The sequence below is a fragment of the Sorangium sp. So ce1153 genome (assembly GCF_051521595.1).
Taxonomy (GTDB): domain Bacteria; phylum Myxococcota_A; class Polyangia; order Polyangiales; family Polyangiaceae; genus Sorangium.
The window spans coordinates 2714989-2731815 of the sequence record NZ_CP150361.1 but is presented as its reverse complement, the minus strand read 5'-3'; the positions used below and the strand labels follow the sequence as shown (position 1 = coordinate 2731815).

Genomic DNA, 16827 nt, shown 5'->3' with positions numbered 1-16827 from the left:
GGGTCATACCAGGCTTACGTCCGCTGTGCAAGACGAGGATCCGCTATACCGGATACCCCCCTGCTGCTCCAGCAGCAGGGGGGTGCTGCGGATGTGCTGCTGGAGCAGCAGGCGCCGGCCCCGTGCGGGACGCACAAACGGCGAGAGCCCGCCGCGCAGCTCGTGCGCGGCGGGCCCTCTGATCGGCTACCGAGGACTCCGGGCTATTCCAGGCCCTTGCCCATCCAGTAGCTCTCGGGCGGACCGAGGTAGCTCTCCTCCACGCCACCCGCGTCCACGACGATCTTCTGCAGGATCACGCCCGGATGGACCATCCAGAACTTCAGCGTGTGGTCACCCGGCTGGGAGATCGTGTGCTTGGTGCGCATGATGTTGACGTTGTCCGAGGTGTGCCTCTCCCAGATCTTGTTGCCGTTGCCGTTGAGCTCGACGGCGTAGCTCATGTTGACGGTCTCGATCTCGCCGTTGTCGATCGACACACCGTACTGCATCCCCTCGGCCCAGTTCTGGAAGTTGTTCCTGGGCGAGACGTACACCCAGACCGTGACCTCGCCGCTGCTGGTGAGGTGCATGTCGTACTCGAGGCGAGGCGAGTCGCCGCCGGGCTCCTGGGCCTCGGCGGTCACCGGGAACGGCGTCACCCCCGCGCCGGTGCGGCCGATGTCCGGGAGCCGCTTCCACGAGACGTCATCCGTGTCGACCGCGCGGCTGTAGTGCTCCGCCTCCATCGACACGTAGCCGTTGGCCTCGATGAACTGATTGGGCTTCCAGGCGATCTTCCTCGGGTCGTCGACCCGCGCCGTGACCACCACCGAGCTGCCGTCCGAGGCCTGGACCGTGATCGGGATCTCGAGCGGGAACTCCAGCGGCAGCCACTGCGACGGGTTCTCGGGGTCGGGGTACGTCGTGGGAGCGAGCGTCCAGTCGACCCTCACCGTCGCGCGGACCTCCTTGTCGACGGTGCCGTGGCTCGGGTAGATGGTCAGCCACGACGGGCACGGCGTGTTCGCGGCCCAACCCGAGGGGCACTCCACCGGGAGCGCGGCGTCGATCGTGTACTCGAGCGGCTCGCTGCCGCGGTTGAACACCTCGATGTACTGCTCGGGCTGGGTCTGGTACGGGCTGAACGTCGGCAGCACGGCCTCCTCGTCGCTCGCGTCGCCCGCTCCGGCCGCCGTCCAGTAGTTGCTCGAGCCGTCGATCGCCACGCCGAGCTCCGCAGCTGCGGGGACGTCGAGCGAGACGAGCTCGGGCCAGATGAACTCCTGGATGTTGTTGTACTGGTACTCCGGCTGCTGCCAGGACGGGTTCCCCGGCGCGCCGTAGCCGATGTGCGGCTGCGTCTGGAAGCCCTCCCATTTTCCGTCGGAGAGCTCGTGATTGTAGTAGTACGCGAGCGCCAGGTCGTCCTGGAGCCGCGCCTCCGCGATGGACGCAAGGTCGTTGGTCGCGGCTCGCCCCTGCGCCGCGTAGAGCCGGTTCTTGAACCCTGCCAGGCGCAGCGCGTACAGGTTGGCGGTCGCCTTCACCTCGTAGAGCACGAGCTGGAAGTACGCGTCCTGGGCCTCGTGCGGCAGCAGCTTGCCCGCGAACTCCGCCTGCTCGGCCAGCGCCTCCCACTCCTCCACGACCTGCTCGAGCTCACGGTAGCTCGTGAGGCTGAACGGGCTGGCGCTGTCGTCGTACGTGACGGCGGCGGTGTCGGGATCCGGCACACTGGTCGTGGGCTGGCTGACCAGGAGGTCGTAATCGACCGTGATCTTCCGGTTCGTCAGCTCCGGCTTGCGATCCGACTGAAGCAGCGAGTAGCCGTGCAGGATGTCGGCGATGACGTCCGCGTGCTCCGAGCCGAACTGCTGCTCGGTCCACTGCCGCTCCCACTCGCCGAGGCGCTCGATCGGCCAGCGCTCCGGGTTCCAGGCGTAGTCCAGGAAGAACTGGAGCGGGAGCTCCTCGTTCTTGAAGTCCCCGACGTTGACCACCCAGAGCCGATTCACGCCGTAGCTGTAAGCGAGGTGGAGCTGCTCCCAGACGTTGGGCAGGAGCGTCGTGTCGACCCACTTGTAGTTACGGCCGCCGCCGACGTAATCGAAGTGGTAGTAGAGGCCATAACCGCCTTCCCGCTGCTCACCGGGCTTGGGCAGGCGCTTCATGTTGCCCCAGTTGTCGTCGGCCCAGACCACCGTGACGTCATCCGGCACGCGGATGCCGGCGTCCCAGTAGCCCTGGATCTCCTTGTACAGCGTCCAGACCTGAGGGATCTGCGTCACATCCTGGCCCGTCACATCGGCGAGGATCTCCCGCTGGGAGGCGATGATCTCCTCCATGAGCGGAATGCCGTCCTCCGGGGGCAGGCTGACGTCGCCGGGGCCGCGCATGCCGAGCGTGACCACGCCCTCGATGTTCTGGTCGACCATCCGCTCGATGCCCTTGGTCCAGTGCGCCTTCAGCGCCTCGGAGTTCACCGAGAAGCGCCAGTCGCCGGTGCCGCCGTACGGATCCGTCTTGGGGGTGACGACGTTGCCGGCCGCGTCCTTCACCTCCGGGACCACGTGGCGGTTCCACTCCTCGATGCCCTGCAGCATCGGGGCCTCGTGAGAGGTCCCCATCACGATGCCGTAGCGCGAGGCGGTCTTGTGGTTCTCGGGGTCGTCCTCCGCGAACGCCCGGCCCCACACGGCGGGCCAGATGTAGTTCGCCTTCATGCGGAGCGCGGCCTCGAAGACCTTCTCCCAGTAGAGGTGATTGAGCCCGCCCGGGAAGCCCGGCGCCTTGCCCGGCCCGAACATCTTGGCGGCCCAGTTGCCCGTCGCGGGGTTCTCGTCGTTGACGAAGAAGCCGCGGAACTTCACCGCGGGCTCGCCCTGCGTGTGGAGCCCGGGCAGCACGTACAGCGCGTGCTTCTTCTGGGCCGGGACGTCATCCCACCAGTACAGGGGCGAGACGCCGATCTGCGCGGAGAGATCGTACGCGCCGTAGATGGCGCCGCGCTGGTCGCTGCCGGCGATCACGAGCGCTCGGCTCACGCCCTCGGCCGGGGCCTCGACGATCTGCGTGACGAAGGTCTCCCACTTGCCGGTCACACCCGACACGTCGAGCTTCCCGGACTCCTCCAGCTGATCGATGAGCGGGCTCTTGCCCAGCGTCCCGACCAGGATCACCTCGGTCGCCCCCTCGGGGATCTCGTCTTCGACGACCTCCGGCGTGACGTCGGTCACCCGCGCGATGTCCGCCGCGAGGTCGTTCACGACGCGGACCACGCCGTCGTGGTCGGTGGAGCTGACGACCAGCGGAGGAACCTTGCCGTTCACGGCCAGGGGGAAGCGGCCCGCGCCCCCCTCCGTCGAGACGTACTTGCCCGGCTCGACCGCACCTGTCGCCGAGTCGCCCGGCTCGCCCTTCTCCCCCGGAGCGCCGGGCTCGCCCTTCTCCCCCGGCGGCCCGGCCTGGCCCGGCTCGCCCTGCGGCCCCGGCTCGCCCTGCGGCCCCGGCTCGCCCGCCGCCTCGTCGTCCCCGCAGGCGGGGAACGTGGCGAGCGACAGCGGAAGCAACAAGCAGAGTAGCGAGGATCTCATCCGACCCTTCCTGATGGCAATGCGTGCGTAGCTCATAACGGTGTTTCCTCGTTGATGCGGCTGACCGGTGTCGCGGTCGCCCGCGCTGGGCGCCGGCCGTGACATCGGCGCTGAGGCCGGCCGCTCCTGTGCGATTGTCGAAGTCCCTCGAAAGACGTGCGCCTGCGGTGGTCCGGTCCGTGGTGGTCGACGGCGCAACGGGCGCCGTCGACCGCGGCTGGAAAATTCTGCCAGACGCATCGACCGTCGATCCCATCCGAGTGAACGGGGTCGATCGAGATCTAAGCGTTGTTATGATTCCCGCGGAAGGGCGATCCGATCACGCGATGACGTTCGATCGCACGTAAGCGGGACAACCCTCATCGCTCGAGCTCAGAGCGCACGTCTCGCGATCTTCGACGACTCGTGAGGAGCTCGAAGCCTGCGACGCATCGGCCTGTAACGCGCCGACGCGTCGCCCCGAAGGGCGCTGCGCCGCTCGGCCTTGCGGCCGGCATTTCCCGCCTCGCCTGCTCGGGTGCTCGTCATTCCCGAGCATGATCTCGGCGCGCGAGATGTGGAGTGAGGGGCGCCCTCGTGGATGCGCGGATGAGGGTTATCGATAGCCCGTCGCCTCTCCAGGGGGGTCGGTGGATCGCACAAGGGATCTTCGATCACCCGAGGCGGACGTGGTGATTCGGCCTTGACATCCTCGAATGGTTTTGCTGTCCCTTCCCCCCTCCCCGCCTTCGGCGGTGCTGGCGTCGCCACCGGCTCCGCCCGCGGCCGCGCTGGTCGGTCCGGAACCTCCGCCTGGGTCAACGCTGGGGGAGCAACCGGCAGCGTCGAGGAAGGCGGAAGGAAGCGGAGCGGGAAAGGTGCGACGCATGCGCCGCTATATTACACCCGGTGACCGGGGGGCGGGAAGCCGCGCGTGACCCGCCGCCAACGATGATCCCCCGGCGGCGGCGAAGCTCCCGGAACGGCGTGAGGGCCGGGGTGGAGCGAGGGCGATCCGGGCAGACCCGCGGGCACGCGGGGCGCCGCTCGGCTGGCTACGGCTCGCGGGCGGCGTGCTCCCACCGTGCATACACCTCGGGGCGGCGATCCCGCAGATAGGGGTTCACCGCGCGCGAGGCGCGCAGGAGGTCGAGATCGATGTCGGCGACGAGCAGGTCCTCGCCAGCGGCGGCGGCGCTCGCGAGGACCGCGCCGTCGGGGCCGGCGATGACGCTGTTCCCGCAGAGGTCGACGTCTCCCTCGCGCCCGCAGTGGTTGGCATAGGCGAGGTAAACCTGGCTCTCCAGCGCGCGCGCTGGCGGGAGCGTGCGCGCCACCACGCCAAAAGGCTCCATGAGCGCCGTCGGTGCGCAGACGAGATCGGCCCCGCGCATCGCCACGCCGCGCACCGCCTCCGGGAACTCGACGTCGTAGCAGATCAAGAGTCCGATCCGGACGCCGTGCAGCTCCACGACGGGCAGCTCGCCCGGACCGGGGGTGAAGACCGCCGCTTCGCCCGGGCCGTACAGGTGCGTCTTGCGGTAGGTCGCGAGCAGCGCCCCGGAGCCGTCGAGGAGGTGCGCGCAGATGAAGAGACGGCCATCGCCGGCGCGCTCGGGCGCGCTGGCGACCAGCGCGACGCCGCAGCTCGCCGCGACCTCCGCGAGCCGCCGGACGATGTCCTCGGGCGAGGTCTCCCGCAGGATTCCGGGCACCAGCGCGGGCGCATAGCCTGTCGTGAAGAGCTCCGGGGTGACCAGCAGCGCAGCGCCGGCCGCGGCGGCGCGCCGCGCCGCGCCGGCGATGCGCGCGAGGTTCTCGCCCACCTGCCCAGGGACGGCGTGGGCCTGGAGCACGGCGATCCTCATGGGGTCAGCGCCTCCGGCGGTCTCCCGCGCTCGGCAGCGGAGCTCCGCGCCTCCAGGTGAGCGTGGAAGTCCGCGGGCGTCCGCGCGCCGTGCTCCACCACGGCCGCATAGATGTCCACGCCGCCGATCTGCTCGGGGTACTCGGGGCGGCGCGACCACACGTCCTTGATCCAGAGGATGGCCAGCCGGAGCTCGGGATCGAGGTCGCGCAGGCGCCGCGTCGCGTCGAGCTGCGTGCGCGGGGCGTCCGACTGCCACACGGAGATATCGACCTTCCAGGCATGTCCCGCGGGCGCGCGGTAGCGCAGCACGAGATAGTGACGCTGATCCTCTGGCCGCCCCGAGGGGCTGCGCTCCCCTGTCTCCTCGCGGTAGTGGACCTCCAGGACGCCCGGGTGCGCCAGCGCCGGCAGGAGCGCCGTGAGCACCTCGCGCGAGCCGGGCGCCCGGCAGCGGACGCCGAGGTCGAGGTCGCGCCAGACCATGAGCCCGGAGGCCGCGCTGCCGATCTGCTCCGGGACGCCGAGGCGCGACGCACAGGCGAGGAGATCGAGCTGCGCGAGCACCTCCGAGGCCTCGGCCTGCAAGGCCGCCTGGCGCGCCCAGAGCGCGCTGGCCTGCTCGGGCGAGAGCCGAGTCGGGAGGTCTGCCGCAGGCATGTGGCGCGCGAGGCTAGATGTTGACCTTGTAGTTCAGCTTGACCTCGTCGCCGTGCATGCCGCGGAACCCCCAGTCGTGGGGCGGCGACTCCGAGATACAGATCTCGATGTCCTGGTGGTCGATACCCACCTCGTCCCGGATCCTGTCGAACAGGAGCCGCACGAGCTTCTTCTTCGTCTCGACGCTGCGCCCGGTCATCATCGAGATCTCGATGATCGTGTAGGCGTCGGTGCGCCCGCCCGGCGCCAGCATGTCCTCGCGCTCCATCGGGAAGAAGCGGTGCGCCCGCTTGTCCTGCGGGAGCCCTAGCGCCTCCATGACGCAGTCGTGGATCACCTTCGACAGGGTCTCCTTCACCGGGTTGAGCCTGTCCTTGATTCCGTAGATCTTCACCTGAGACATCGGGGTTTCTCCTGCAGCGGCGCGCAGCTCGATGGGCGGCGCTACTGCCCGAACAGGACGACGGAGATGGACAGATTCGCGTGCTGGTTCTTGCCCCGGACGAAGCAGCCCTGTTCACCGAACGAGAACGTGCCCAGGAACGGCGTCGGCCCCAGCGCGGCGGCCATGCCCTTGACCACGCGCTCGATGTCGTCGCGCACCGCGAGCATGCACCCGGCGCAGAAGATCACCAGCGCGCCCTGCGGCTGGAACGAGGGCCGCGCGGCCTCCAGCGCGGCGCCCGCCACGGACTGGATGCGGTCGAGCAGGCCCTCCCTCGAGCCGGTCATGAGCACGAGCTCGTCCCCCTCGTTGATGTGCACGCCGAAGGTCAGCGCGTTGTCCTTGTCCACCGTGTTCGGGTGGATGAGCAGGTACTGCGGGACCTTGCCGGCCCAGCCGGATGGCCGGCCCAGCGGGCGGAGCGAGCTCTCCGCCCCGATGGAGCCGCCGCCGAGCTGCGCGGAGAACAGGCCGTCAGCCCAGCGGTTGTAGACCTCCGCCGCCGGGAGCCCGTCGATCTCCGGCACCCGCCGCCCCTCCGAGCGGGTGACCCAGCCGCGGTGCTCGGTCGGGGCGTAGCCGGAGCTGAACGCATGGGCGATCTCGCCCGACGGGTACAAGGCCGACAGGAGCACCGCGCCGCGGTGCGCCTTCCCGCGCTCGACCTGCGACAGCACGCCATCGAGCGAGTTCGCCGCGGAAGAGCCGCCGAACACCGGCACGTCAGGCCCGACGGCGTCCTCGATCCCGAGGAGGATCTGCTCCTCCACCCCGAGCGGCGCGGTCAACCAGAACAGCGCCGGCGGCTTGCCCTCCCGTCCGGCGTCCTCCATCGCGGCGCGCGCGGCGCGCGCGGCCGCCGCGCGCGGCGACTCGCCGATCGGCTCGGCCGCCGCGCCATAGGCGCCCTGCGCGTCCGCGATGCCGAACAGCGCCAGGCCAGGGCCCCCTGCGCCGTGGATCCCAGCCGCGGTCATCACCGAGAGGCAGGAGCTCGATCCGTGGACGCGCACGGACACCGGGAGCGCCGCCGTGGCGCGCGCGAGCTCATCGATATCGTAGGCGTCGGTGTAGCTCAGGAAGACGTGGTCAGGCTCCCGGCCCAGGCTCGCGCGGAGCGCGGACATGGCCTCGGCGAACGCGGCGTCCGCCGAGCCCGCCGTGGAGGACGCGGTGGCCATCTTCATCGTGCCCGCCACGCCTGTCGTCTCAGCCCTCGCGCCGCCCGCCCCGGCATTCGCGCCGGAAGAAGCTCCGCCCACCGTGTTCGCGTCGTTGTTGTGCATCGGCCTCTTGCCTCCTGCGGTGCCCCCCCGGTCGGGTCGATCACGCCCGATCCATATACACGAACCCGCGCCGGCCCCGGCCGGATTCGACCGCAGGAGTGGGCACCTCGGCAGACCCGATCCACCGCGTCTCCAGCGCTTCGCTCGTCGAGGCCTCTCCCCCTCAGTCGTCCGGATCGTCGCCCTTCGGCCCGGAGCGCCCCGCCGCGGGCTCCTCGCCGTCCTCGCCGTCCTCCTCGGAGGGCCCTGCGTCCGGCGCGCCCGCGCTCGTCGCCTCCGCGGCGAGCGCCATCCGCTCGGCGAGGGGCCGCTCGGGCAGCGCGAGCAGCGGGCCGTCGCCGAGCTCGCCGATCATGTTGAGGTACGCGTTCATCGCGTGGCACACCGAGTCGGTGCGCACGTAGCGATCCCTGACGCTCCAGAACACGCCGCCGGCGGCCACCTGCGGGTTCTTCACCACGAACGAGTTCTCGGGCCCGTAGGTGTATTGCAGCAAGAGCCGGATCGCGGCGACCACCGCGTCCTTGTACCGATCGCAGCCATCCATGCTCTTCTGTCGGCAGTGGTGGTAAACCTCCGACATCACCTCGGCGAGCCACCCGGTCCCGCTGCTCGACAGCGACCGCTGCCAGCGGCCGTAGCGGTAGGCGTCCTCGGGCCTGCGCCACTGCCGCTTCACGAGGTCGTCGGCGCAGCGGAACACGGCCTGCTCGAAGCGCGGGTCGCCGCTCGCCTTGGCGAAATCGAGCAGCGAAAGGACGGCCCACGAGCTCGAGATCGGGTTGGGCTTCCGGTAGTCATCGCCGAGGAAGCAGCCCTTCTTTGCGATCTTGGCGAGGAGGAAGTCCCCGGTCTGCCCCGCGGCGTCGAGGTACTTCTTGTTGTTCGTGGCCCGGTAGGTGCGCGACAGCGCGGAGAGGACCTGGCCCGTGTAGAGCATCGACTCCTTGCCCTGGACCTTCCACGCGCCGCCGTCCTGCCCGCTCAGGGCCGAGCGCACGCTGCCGTCGGGCCGCTGCATCGCGATCAGCCAGTCGGCCGCGCGCACGGCGGACTCGAGGTACTTCTTGTCCTTCGTCACGCCGTGGAGCTCGATCAGCGTGAAGATCGACTTGGACGCGGTGCCGACGACGAGCCGGCGCTCGGGCCGCTTGCGCTCCAGGTCGAACGAATAGAAGAAGCCGCCGGCCGTGCGATCTTGCTCGTCGTGGCTCTGCATGCCCATCATGAAGCCGGCGGCCTCGGTCGCCTGGCGGAGCAGCCGCTCGTCCGGCTTGTAGGCGTGCAGCTTCAGCAGCGTCAGCGCCGTGGACGCGGTGTAGATCGTGTGGAGCTCGTTCTCGAACCGGTCGGCGGGGGCGTGATAGTACTTGTGAACCCCCTTTTGCTGCGGGTCGATGACGCGCAGGAGATAGCCCTTGCCGTCCTCGATGCGCTTCGTGAGGAGCGCCTTGTCGAGGGAGCGGACCGGCACGAGCCCCTCGATGAGCTCGACGCCCTTGCGCTTGCCCTCGACGCTCTCGAGCACTGACTCGTGGTGATCCGGCAGATCGACGACGAGCCGCGCGCCGGCGAGCGCCTCGCGCGCGCCGCCCGCCGCGGCGACGGCCCGGCGCGTGGCTTCCTTGAGCGCGACGCAGAGCCCCGCGTCCGACGCGTCCCCGCGGGCGATCCGCTTGCCTTCCTGAAAGCCCATCACGAGGGCGCGGAAGGGGCGCTTCGAGGACAGGGGCAGATCGCACGTCACCCTGTCGGCGCCCGCGGCCACCTGGCGGACAAAGGCGATGGTGCGGTCGCGGAAGGTGCCATTGTCGAGCTCGGCGCTCGCGCCCTCCGGGAGCTGGATCGCCGGGTCGGGCACCTGGGACAGATTCGCCGCAATCTGGGCGGCGAAGCGGTCGTCGCCCGGGGTCGAGGCGCCCTTCCGGGCCTCCGGAGCGCTGGCGCTCGTCGTCGCGGCCGGAGCGGAGGCGGCGGGCTTGCCGACAGCGGCCTCCTCGCCGGGCTTGCGGCTGTCGCACCCGGTCGTGATCGCCGAGGAAATAGCGGCCAGCGCCGCCAGGGTTGCGAGGGTGAGAGCGCGTGCAGACGGCATGGATAAGTACCCCGGAAGCAGCGATTTCGACGCGTATCAGCAACTCCGAGGCTCCGCAAGGCCGAACGGGGCGCGCGGCCCGGCGGACGCGAGGCGCGCGCGCCCGCGACCGCCGCGCGGCGGCGGCTCACATCGTCGCCGTGTGTACGCGCCGCCGTGCGTGTCTTGCACGTACGCGGCCGCGTGTGACAGGCGCACGACGGCGCGGATCCTCGATGTACTCGGGCTATTTCTCCCTTGCGCCGGAAGCACGCGGTGGCGATACAAACCACTCTCGCTCTCTTATCAGGCCTGAGGGAAAGGAGCCGGGTGGTGGAATGAGCTTCTTAACACGGCGCGGCGCAGCGTTGACATGCTGGCTCGGGGTGGCGCTCCTCGCGGTCGGCCCGGGGTGCACCGAGGACGAAGGCGCGCTCGCGGAGGAAACGGCCGAGTTCGGCGATCCCCTGGGCAGGACGACATCGTTCGTGTCGGCGGACGATCTGCCCACGGTGTTCTACGGCGAAGAGGAGGAGGAGGAGGAAGAAGAGGAGGAGGAAGAGGAAGAAGAGGAGGAGCGCGAGCTCGAAGAGGGCGACATCTATCGGGTCCTCGGGGACGGGCACCTCCTGAACCTCAACACCTACCGGGGACTCCAGGTCATCGATATCCACGATCCGGAGAGCCCGGCGATGATCGGTCAGCTGCCGGTCTCCGGGACTCCTGTCGAGATGTACGTCGACGGCGACCGCGCGATCGTGCTGCTGAACGACTGGGTCGGGTTCCGCGCCACGCCGGGCAGCCTCACGATGGAGCGCCGCGCGGGCGGGGCGGTCCTGCTCATCGACATCGGAAACCGGAACGCGCCCGTGCTGCTGTCGCAGCTCGACGTGCCGGGGTACATCCAGACGAGCCGGTACGCGAACGGCGCGACCCGGGACGCTCTCTACGTGGCCAGCACCAACTGGGGGTGGGTCGAGCTGGGGAACGGCGAATACGAGTATCACAACGAGGCGGTGGTCAAGAGCTTCGACGTGACCCAGGGCGCGCTCGTCGAGCGCAGCCAGCTCGACCTCGGCGGGTACGTGACCGGCATCCACGGAGAGAAGGACGTCCTGCTCGTGGCGCGCGGCCCCGAGGGCTGGGACGACGAGAACAGCCAGGTGTCGATCGTCGACGTCTCGAGCATCGACGGCTTCATGACGCTGCGGGACACGGTCACCGTGGACGGCTACGTGCGCTCGCAGTTCCACATGGACTTCCGCGACGAGACGCTGCGCGTCTTCTCCGGCCCGCAGTGGGGCGGCGGGGCGAGCCACCTGCAGACGTGGGACGCCTCGGATCCCGACAACCTCACGCCGATCGACGAGGAGGACTTCGGTGAGGGACAGTCGCTCTACGGCGCTGTCTTCCTCGACGACCGGGCGTTCGCCGTCACCTACAGGCGCACGGACCCGTTCCACGCTTTCTCGATCGATCCCGACGGGAACGTCGAGGAGAAGAGCGAGTTCATCGTCTCCGGCTGGAACGACTTCCTCCGCCCGGTGCTCGGCGCGACCCGCCTCATCGGGATCGGCGTGAACGACGAGGGCGGGGGGCGCAGGCTGGCGGCGAGCCTGTACGACATCACCGACCTGACCAACCCGAGCCCGATGATCGCGCGCGCCGAGGTCGCCGGCAGCGAGGGCGGATGGAACTGGTCGGAGGCCAGCTGGGATCACCGCGCGTTCACCGTGCTCGACGGCGCGGTGAACGTGGCGGCGCCGACGGGTGAGGCCGAGACCGGCCTCGTGCTCCTGCCGTTCTCGGGCTACAGCGTGACGGGCGATCGGTGGACGTACGAGTCGGCCGTGCAGATCTTCACGTTCTCGGGCACGACCCTGACCCGCCGCGGCGTGATGAAGCACGCCTCCCCCGTGCGCCGCTCGTTCCGCGCCGGCCCGGACACCGCGGCGAACGTGTCGGAGACGCAGCTCAGCCTGTACGACCAGCGCGACCTCGACGAGCCGGAGAAGCTCGGCGAGCTCGACCTCGCGCCCCGCTACAGCGCGATCCTCGGGTACGGCGAATACCGCGTGCGCATCCGCAGCCCCGAGCAGGAGTCGTGGGAGCGCGAGGAGGGCCAGCTGGCCCGGGCGGAGGTCGTCGCCGCGGCGGACGTGGCCGCGGTCGCGACGCCGCTGGCGAGCTTCCCGGTGGCGCCGGACGCGAGCTATTACAAGGTCGGCGACGACCTGCTCGCCGTCGTGACGTCCAGGTTCGTGAGCTGGCCCAGCCACGAGACCACGATCGTCGTGTTCGACCTCTCGGACCCGCTGCGACCGCGCGCGGCGGGGCAGCTCGTCACGACGGACCTGCCCCCGACCTACGACTATTACGACGACTATTATTACTACGCTCCGGCGCGGTTCCACGTCACGAACAGGTCGCTCACGTTCGCGCGCAAGACCGACTCCTGGACCGTTGTCGGGTCGGTCGAACAATGCGAGTCGTACGTCACGTACAGCCGCAGCGACGACTCCTGCTGGGGGCTGGACGGCTGCACGTACTATACGGGGCAGCGCACCTGCCAGTCCCTCGACGGCGAGCCGGAGTACTGCTCGGGCGGGTTCGCCGAGTGCACGACGCGGCTCGGCGCCGAGGACGCGTGCGCCCCCGTCGTCGACGAGGCCGCGCTCGACGGGCTGCTCGAGTCGTATTGCTTCGAAGGCGAAGCGAGCCGCCAGCTCAGGCAGATGACCGTCCACGTGGTCGACCTCTCGGACCCGGATCACCCGGCCCTGGCGCCCCCGCTCGCGCTTCCGGCCGAGGAGGACGCCGTGAGCACGCTGGCGCACGAGGGCGACCTCTACGTGTCGGTCAAGCTGCCCGCCACGGTGCCTGACGACCCGCGCCCGCACGCGCGCTACTTCCTCCGGCGCGTCGACCTGTCCCGCCCCGGCGCGCCCGCCCTCGGCCCGCCGATCAACGTCCCCGGCGAGGCCCTCGCGATCCGCGGCGCGAAGGTGTTCACGCGCGACAGGGTGTGGGGGAGCTACTTCATCGAGCCGGCGATCGCGCGATCGACGCTGCACGGCGGGCTCGCGCACCTGAACAACTACCAGGTGCTCGCCGGCAAGGCGATCGACGACACCATCGTCATCGACCAGCACCAGCGGGCCCTCATGACGTACGGCGAGCGGAGGTGGCCGACGTACTGGCGGTGGAGCTACGGCTACGAGTCTGGCAGCCTCGCGATCCTGAGGCCGGGCGACACGATCTCGACGACCGGGTTCGACGTGGTCTCGGAGACGCCGATCGATCGCTGGATGTCGCTCGTGCCGTTCGCCGCCGAGCGCCGCGCCTTCTTCGACGTGTATAGCGGCCAGCTGATGGTCGATTACGAGGACCCGCGCCAGCCCGTGGCGCAGGCGTTCTTCACGGGCGCGTGGCGCCCCGAGATCCTGGTCGACCGGGCGCGGGACGAGGTCCTTGTCACCGCGGAGCGGTTCGGCATCCACCAGCTCGATCTCGACGTCTCGAACCTCCTCCCGTAGCGCGCGGCGCCTTCTCCCTCCCTCCCCTCCCCGCGCCGCCCGGCGCACCGCGGCGCTCCAGCCAACAGGCGCCGACAGGCCTGCAGAGCTCGTCGACCGTCCTCTCATCGCCCGATCTCCAGGCCAGCGCCGCGGGCGCCGCGCGCTATCCTGCTGGCATGGGACCCGCGCAGATCAAGGGCAGGAACGTGGACATCAAGATGTGGACCCGGCCGGAGGAGGTCGAGGCGGTCGCGCTGGAGCAGCTGCGCAACATCAGCGCCCTGCCGTGGGTGTTCCACCACGTCGCCGCGATGCCGGACGTCCACTTCGGCAAGGGCGCGACCGTCGGCTCGGTCATCGCGATGCGGGACGCCGTCGCGCCGGCCGCCGTCGGCGTCGACATCGGCTGCGGGATGGGCGCGCTCCGCACGAACCTCAAGGCCGCCGATCTACCGGACGACCTCAAGCGCATCCGCAGCGACATCGAGCGGGCGATCCCCGTCGGGTTCGCCGCCCACGACGCGCCGCCGAAGGGGTTCGCGGGCCTGCCGCTCTGGGAGGAGTTCAAGAGCCTGACCCCGAAGGTCCAGGGGCTGTTCACGAAGGCGCGCTGTCAGCTCGGCACGCTGGGCGGCGGCAACCACTTCATCGAGCTCTGCCTCGACACGGAAGGCGGCGTGTGGCTGATGCTCCACTCCGGCTCTCGTAACATCGGCAAGGAGCTCGCCGAGATCCACATCGCCACGGCGAAGAAGCTCGCCCACAACCGCGACCTGCCCGATCGCGATCTCGCCGTCTTCCTCGCCGGCACCCCGGAGATGAAGGCCTACCGGCACGACCTCTTCTGGGCGCAGCGGTACGCCCGCGCGAACCGCGAGGCCATGTTCCACCTCGCCGAGGACGTCCTGCGGCGGCACTTCCCCCAGCTCGAGATCCAGGAGGCCATCTATTGCCACCACAACTACGTGGCCGAGGAGCACCACTTCGGCGAGGAGGTGCTGGTGACGCGCAAGGGCGCGATCCGCGCGGGCAAGGGCGAGCTCGGCATCATCCCAGGCTCGATGGGCACGCGCTCGTACATCGTGCGGGGCCTCGGCAACCCCGAGGCGTTCGAGAGCGCGTCGCACGGCGCGGGGCGCAAGATGAGCCGCGGCGAGGCGAAGCGGCGCTTCACCGTCAAGGACCTCGCCGCGCAGACGGCCGGCGTCGAGTGCCGCAAGGACGGCGGGGTCCTCGACGAGATCCCCGCCGCGTACAAGCCGATCGAGCGGGTCATGGAGGACCAGCGCGATCTCGTGGAGATCGTCGCCGAGCTCCGGCAGGTCATGTGCGTGAAGGGCTGAGCGGGGCGCTCGCTCGCGGCGGCGCCGGGCCGGGCCTTTTCGGCGCGCGCACCGGATTGGCGGCCCCGCCCCGCCCCGCTCTCGGCTACGATGTCCGGCGCCGGCGCGACGCACGCCGCGCGGAGAAGCCATGAAGTCGGACTGGATCGATCTGGGCCCCCTCTCCGAGTTCCCGGCGGAGCAGCCCGTGCTGCGCAAGGACGGCGCGGGGCGGCGCTTCGCCTGCGTCCTCCGGGGCGGCGAGGTCCACGCGCTCGACGATCGGTGCCCGCACCAGGGCTACCCGCTCTCGCAGGGCGCGCTGCGCGGCGGCGTGCTGACGTGCGCGTGGCACAACTGGAAGTTCGACATCGCCACGGGCGCCTGCTCCTTCGGCGGCGAGCCGGTGCGGCGCTACGCCACCCGCGTCGACGGCGGGCGCGTGCAGCTGAACCGGGCCGTCGACACGGCGGCCGAGGTGCGGCGCCTCGTCGCCGGCCTGCGCGAGGCGATCCTGCGCGACGAGCCGGCGCGCGCCCTGCGCGAGGGCCTGCGGCTGGGGGCGCTCGGGCTGCACCGGGCGGAGACCGGCCTCGGCAGCCTGCACCTCGCGTTCGAGGTGCTCGCCAGGGACGGGGCGGAGCGCGCCGAGCACGGCTTCGACCACGGCCTCGCCCTGCTGGCGGACCTCTGCGCCTGGATCGAGCGCGGCTGGGTCCCCGCCGAGGAGGCGTTCGTCGTCGCCGCCCACGCGGTCGGCGAGGCGTCGGCCCGGCTCGGCCCGCGCGGCAAGGGCCCGGGCAGGGCCGGCGGGAGCTCGCCGCTCGTGCGCATCGCCGACTTCGAGCTCGACGAGCCGGAGAAGGTGAGCGAGGCGCTCGCGGCGGAGCGGCGCGACGAGGCCGAGGCGCGCATGCGCGAGCTCGTCGAGGTCCGCGGCACCGCCGGCGCGCGCCGCGCCCTCATGCCGTTCGTCGCGCAGCACCTCCTCGACTACGGGCACGGCGCGATCTTCCTCACCAAGGCGCTCGAGCTGGCCGGGCGGTTCTCCGCCGCCGCGGACGAGGTCCTCGCGGCCTCGACGGTGCAGCTCGCCTGGGCCACCGCCGACACGAGCCTGCCCCCCTTCGCCGCCACGCGCGCCGCGCTCGCGCGCGTGGCCGAGCTGCCCTTGCCCGGGCCCGAGGGCGCCGCCGCCGCCCCGGCAGCCTCCGTGGCCTCCGTGGATGGCGCAGCCGCCGCCCCCGCGGCCTCCGCACCTGCGCTCGGCGCGCCGCTCGACCCGCCGCTCGACCCTGCGGAGCGCGCCGCCTTCGAGGCGGAGGTGCTCGCAGGAGAGGGGCCGGCCGTCGAGGCGACCGTGGGCTGGCTCGCGCGCGGCGCCGGCGCGCTCGCGCTGCTCGGCGCGATCGGCCACGCCGCGGCCCTCCGCCTCGCGCGCTTCGATCCGGCCTGGGAGCAGCGCCTCGACGCCGAGGTCGGGGTGCTCGACGTCACGCACGCCGTCACCTTCGCGGAGGCGGCCGCCGCGCTCGCCCGCGAGGCCCTCCCGCGCGAGGCCGCGCAGCTCGCCGTGCTCGCGGCCGGCTTCGTCGGCAAGCTCCGCGCGGCTGACGTTACGCACGTTTCGCACGTTTCGCACGTTTCGCACGTTTCGCACGTTTCGCACGTCGCGCACGTCGCGCACGTCGCGCACGTCGCGCGAGCCGCCGCGCCGGCCGGGGCCGCGGCGCGGGCGCCAGGCGGCACGCTGCTCCAGGCGGTGGAGGCGCGCGACGTCGGCGGGGCGCTCGCGATCGCGCGGGAGCTCGACGCTGCGGGCCGCCGCCGCGCCTTCGCCGAGCTCGCCCCTTTCGCCGCCTTCGACGCCGCGGTGAGGCCGATCTTCACCGCGCACGCCGTGAAGACGCTCGAGGCGCTGCAGCGGCTCGAGTCGTCCGATCCGCAGCCGGACGGCGCGTACCTGGAGGCGCTGCTCACCTACCTCGTGCCCGTCCGGCGCGAGCTCCACGCGCGGCGGATCGCCGCCGTCGCGCGGAAGTTCATGTCCGATGGCCGGCCGCCCGAGGGGCTCTACTGACGCGATGACCGACGCGCCCCC

9 protein-coding genes are annotated in these 16827 nt (G+C 71.0%); 3 read left to right on the top strand and 6 right to left on the bottom strand.

The genetic code is table 11. From position 1 onward, the window contains the following. Positions 1-203 precede the first annotated feature (203 nt). From WME85_RS09580 to WME85_RS09555, 6 genes are all read right to left on the bottom strand, one after another. Positions 204-3575, bottom strand: coding sequence for a glycosyl hydrolase 115 family protein (locus WME85_RS09580; RefSeq protein WP_437837287.1), 3372 nt, complete (start codon positions 3573-3575; stop codon positions 204-206). Positions 3576-4609: 1034 nt separating this feature from the next. Next, complete coding sequence (locus tag WME85_RS09575) at positions 4610-5422, bottom strand: nitrilase-related carbon-nitrogen hydrolase (protein ID WP_437837285.1); 813 nt, start codon at positions 5420-5422, stop codon at positions 4610-4612. Continuing rightward, a complete protein-coding gene (locus WME85_RS09570; RefSeq protein ID WP_437837283.1) occupies positions 5419-6081 on the bottom strand; it encodes a hypothetical protein in 663 nt (220 codons plus the stop codon). Before WME85_RS09570 ends, WME85_RS09575 begins: the two co-directional genes overlap by 4 nt. A gap of 13 nt (positions 6082-6094) precedes the next feature. Then, positions 6095-6484, bottom strand: a complete 390-nt coding sequence (locus WME85_RS09565; protein WP_437837281.1) for a tautomerase family protein — start codon at positions 6482-6484, stop codon at positions 6095-6097. Between the two features lie 41 nt (positions 6485-6525). Beyond that, complete coding sequence (locus WME85_RS09560; protein ID WP_437837279.1) at positions 6526-7812, bottom strand: FIST signal transduction protein; 1287 nt, start codon at positions 7810-7812, stop codon at positions 6526-6528. Between the two features lie 163 nt (positions 7813-7975). Then, positions 7976-9907, bottom strand: a complete 1932-nt coding sequence (locus WME85_RS09555; protein WP_437837277.1) for a D-glucuronyl C5-epimerase family protein — start codon at positions 9905-9907, stop codon at positions 7976-7978. Positions 9908-10224: 317 nt separating this feature from the next. On the opposite strand from WME85_RS09555, the gene WME85_RS09550 reads away from it, so the two are divergent. The 3 genes from WME85_RS09550 (at position 10225) to WME85_RS09540 (ending at position 16806) form a co-directional block, all read left to right on the top strand. Next, on the top strand, positions 10225-13422 hold the full coding sequence (locus WME85_RS09550; RefSeq protein ID WP_437837275.1) for a beta-propeller domain-containing protein: 3198 nt from the start codon (positions 10225-10227) through the stop codon (positions 13420-13422). Between the two features lie 158 nt (positions 13423-13580). Then, on the top strand, positions 13581-14747 hold the full coding sequence (locus WME85_RS09545; RefSeq protein WP_437308802.1) for an RtcB family protein: 1167 nt from the start codon (positions 13581-13583) through the stop codon (positions 14745-14747). Positions 14748-14877: 130 nt separating this feature from the next. Continuing rightward, positions 14878-16806 carry a Rieske 2Fe-2S domain-containing protein gene (locus tag WME85_RS09540; RefSeq protein ID WP_437837274.1) on the top strand — a complete coding sequence of 643 codons (1929 nt, stop codon included), beginning with the start codon at positions 14878-14880 and terminating at the stop codon, positions 16804-16806. Positions 16807-16827 lie beyond the last annotated feature (21 nt).